Below are 3,548 nucleotides of genomic sequence, written 5' to 3'. Positions count from 1 at the left end.
GGCTTGTACTTGCCCTTGCGACCTTGGAAGCTGGGGTGAGCACTTAGCCGAATCCACAAAAGCCAAGGGACTATAAGGAATAGCCCGGCCGTTTGCCTAAAAATCGATCACAATTTTGGAGTAAAATAGATTTTGAAAGCTACTACTTTACCAAACCTTTTAAAAAGTTGAGTTCTTGATCTTTAAGGCCTTCTTTTTTAATGATGTAGAATACTTGTTTACTCTGTTGCAGGGCAAAAGAACCTTTAAATTCATGTACCTTTTTTAAAGGAAGTTCTAGGATGGATTTACCTGAATTACCGGTAATGATGAGTTGTTTTTTCTGAAAGTTATAACTCACCGGATGTTGTAAATCTGTGTTTTGGTTGTAAGCTCTTTTATAGGTGTAATTAATGAAAACACTGAACACTACAATGAAGAGTAATGGCGATATTATTTCTTGGTAGTTGCCTGTGTAAAAAGCAGAAATGATGGGAAAGAGGATCATACCTACCAGAAAAATAGCTGTCGCGATGCGTACGCCAATTTTACTCCATAGGATATTAAGACTCGCGTTTCTGAACTCTTTTTGATTTAATGTTTGTGTAATTGTCATTGCTTTATTTTTCTCTCGTTTCAGCTATGGCCTGTAAGATTATTTCTCCGGCCTTGATCATTTCTTCTTCTGTAATGTTAATGGGTGGACTCAATCTAAAAGAGTAGGGGTGAGATAGGAACCAGAAAGAGATGAGTCCTAATTCTAAACATCTATTCACTACTTTTTCCACACGTTCAAAGGATTCCATATCGAATGCGAACATCATTCCAACACGACGAATTTCCTTTATTTCTGGATCTCTACTGAGCATATCGACCAAAATTTGTCCATTCGCTTCTACCTGCTTGTAGTCTATTTCAGTGGTCAATACCTCCAATGCCGCTGCAGCTGCTGCACAAACCACGGGGTGACCACCAAAGGTTGTGATATGTCCTAACATAGGGTCGTGAGTTAACTCTTTCATTTTCGCTTGAGAAGACACAAAGGCGCCAATGGGCATACCTCCTCCAAGTGCTTTACCTAGGGTAAGGATATCAGGAACAACATCCTCGTACATCTCAAAGGCAAAATTGTGAGCGGTTCTACCAATACCACACTGTACCTCGTCAAAAATTAGTTGAGTACCTGTTTCTGTACATTTATCGCGTAGGGCACGCATAAATTCAGGGTTTGCTTTTCTAACTCCAGCATCCCCTTGTACGGTTTCCATGATTACTGCGGCAGTTTGTTCGGTAATAGCATCTAGCTCCTCAATATTGTTGAAGCTAAGGAATTTAATCCCAGGAAGAAGGGGTCTAAATTTTTCCTTTTTCGTTTCGTTACCAGAAACACTTAAGGCACCATGCGTTCCACCGTGGTAGGCTCCTTTAAAAGCAATGATTTGAGACCTTCCCGTAATGCGTTTTGCCAATTTAAGTGCAGCTTCGTTGGCTTCTGCACCAGAGTTTACCGTGTAAACACAATCTAATTGTTCGGGGAGAATTTGAGTTAACCTTTCGGCCATTAATAAAGGGGCGTCTTGAATAAATTCGCCATAGACCATTACGTGGAGGTGTTTATCTATCTGCTGTTTCAAAGCTTCAACAACTTTGGGATGATTGTGACCGATGTTGTTTACAGCCACACCTGCGATCATGTCCATAAATGCTTTTCCTTGCTTATCGTAGAGATAAATTCCCTTGGCGTAATCGATATCCAAAAGGTAAGGAAAGGGCGTTGTTTGCCCCTGAAGCGATAGAAATTTTTCACGTCTGTCCATGGGAGCGAATTTAGTGAAATATTGAATGAGTGGAGTAGAATGGAGAGGTGATAATTGTTCTTTTCTACATAAAAAAGGCAGAAAAGTTTCTTCTCTGCCTTTGCTTGTAAATTGTACTTATGTAAACTAGAAAATCATTTCTTTACTGTTTCTTTCTGGCTCTTAATTCTTCGAGTAATCGCTTCCTAAATTGATGCTCGAGACAAGTTATTCTCAATGCTTTTTCATAACCTATAGTTTCACCTATTTTAAGCATGAATTCTGCCTTAACTTTAGCTTCTTTTTTTTCGAGTTCTACTAATTCCTCTACTAGTTTTTTGTATTCTGCTTCTGAAAGTTGATCTTCGGATTGACATCTATACTTTGCCTTGATTTCATGATGTAAGGCTCTCAATTCCTTCGAGTAATGGTCGTAAATAGGCCAAAAGGCAATTGAATCTTCTGTGTTTAAATCTAGCTTTTCAGAAAAATAAGCTCGTTTTAACTGCTCTATTTTCGCATGTTCGGCTTTAGTTGGTCTGTGCTTAGGGTGCTCATTTTGAGCATGTATAGTTGCGAAACCCACAAGGGTTAATAGGAGTAGTATAACGTGTTTCATGTTTTTCATATTAAAAATCTTCTAGACTTAATTCATCATCTTCTGATAGGTATGCAGAGATGTCTTCAATATCTAAATCACTTATTTTAGTTTCAAAATTTTGTTGGGGAGAAGTGCTGGCAACCGCAATATAACCGGCTTCTACAAATAATTCATCGTCAAAATGCTGAATATTTTCTTCTATGTAACCACCAATTTCTTGTGTTTTAAGATCTGTGATATCTGCAACTGAAGCTGTTGGTGTAGTAGTGTTGGGTTGTATGATGCTGAAAAAGAGTAAGAGCACAGCAGCAACAGAAGCAATGCTATAGAGTACTATTTTGTAGCCTTTGTTCCTTGTTTCAGCCTTTGGTTCTATTTTGTGGTTCAACTCTTTGTGGAGTTGTTCAAAATAACCTTGCGGAACGCTTGGTTTTTCGCTGGGTTTAAACTGTTCGAATATGTTTTTATCCTTTTCCACTGTACTTTAGACTTATAGAATTATAATAGGTTTAATGCGTTTTTTAAATTTTCTTCAATTTTTTTAACAGCATGATGATAAGATGCTTTTAACCCACCTACGCTTGTACCTAATTGTTGACTGATACTTTTAAAACTCATGTTCTCAAAATATTTTAATTGAAAAACTTGAGCTTGTTTATCGGGTAAGGTGTCCAATGCTCTAAATAATAAAGCTTCTATTTGTTCAGGGGGGAGTCCGCCGAGGTCTCCGGGTATAGTCAAAAGTTCAAGACTTGCGTCGTCATACTCTTGTTTAACTTGCTTGTTTCTTTTTTCTAAGAAAGTATAGGTTTCATTTCTAGCAATGCTATACATCCAGGTAGTAAGAGCACTTTTACCTTCGAATTTATCGAGAGCTTTGTAAACTTTAAGAAGTGTGTTTTGAAGTACGTCGTTGGTATCTTCGTGGTTCTTGGTTTGTCGACGTATTTGCCAATACAATTGTTCTGCGTATTGAGCAACGATGGCGTTAAACGCCTTTTGAGAAGAAGCTCCTCCTTTACGATGTAATTTTAAAATTTCTTTATCGTCAAGGAGGAGCATATATTTTTGTTACTTACGTTTAATTACTTTTTCGCAAGCTTCAACAATATTAACAGTATCAATACCGTATTTCGTCATTAATTCGTCTGGTTTACCACTTTGACCAAATT

At 37.7% G+C, this 3,548-nt stretch carries 5 protein-coding genes; all 5 read right to left on the bottom strand.

Going from position 1 to position 3,548, the window contains the following annotated elements; translation table 11 throughout:
• Positions 1-142 precede the first annotated feature (142 nt).
• Positions 143-595 (bottom strand): hypothetical protein, encoded by a 453-nt coding sequence (locus AC22ZQ_RS13375; protein WP_318959267.1) that lies wholly within the window; start codon positions 593-595, stop codon positions 143-145.
• Positions 596-599: 4 nt separating this feature from the next.
• Positions 600-1,796: an aspartate aminotransferase family protein gene (locus AC22ZQ_RS13370; protein ID WP_318959266.1), complete on the bottom strand. Its 1,197-nt coding sequence runs from the start codon at positions 1,794-1,796 to the stop codon at positions 600-602.
• A gap of 142 nt (positions 1,797-1,938) precedes the next feature.
• On the bottom strand, positions 1,939-2,394 hold the full coding sequence (locus AC22ZQ_RS13365) for a hypothetical protein (protein WP_318959265.1): 456 nt from the start codon (positions 2,392-2,394) through the stop codon (positions 1,939-1,941).
• A 10-nt stretch (positions 2,395-2,404) separates the two neighbouring features.
• Complete coding sequence (locus tag AC22ZQ_RS13360; protein WP_318959264.1) at positions 2,405-2,854, bottom strand: hypothetical protein; 450 nt, start codon at positions 2,852-2,854, stop codon at positions 2,405-2,407.
• A 20-nt stretch (positions 2,855-2,874) separates the two neighbouring features.
• The gene (locus AC22ZQ_RS13355) at positions 2,875-3,438 is read right to left on the bottom strand and encodes an RNA polymerase sigma factor (protein ID WP_318959263.1); all 564 of its coding nucleotides are present in this window, start codon (positions 3,436-3,438) and stop codon (positions 2,875-2,877) included.
• Positions 3,439-3,548: the final 110 nt, after the last annotated feature.

Source organism: Lishizhenia sp., assembly GCF_057456495.1.
The sequence above is the reverse complement of the archived record's forward strand: the minus strand, read 5'-3'. Positions and strand labels throughout refer to the sequence as shown.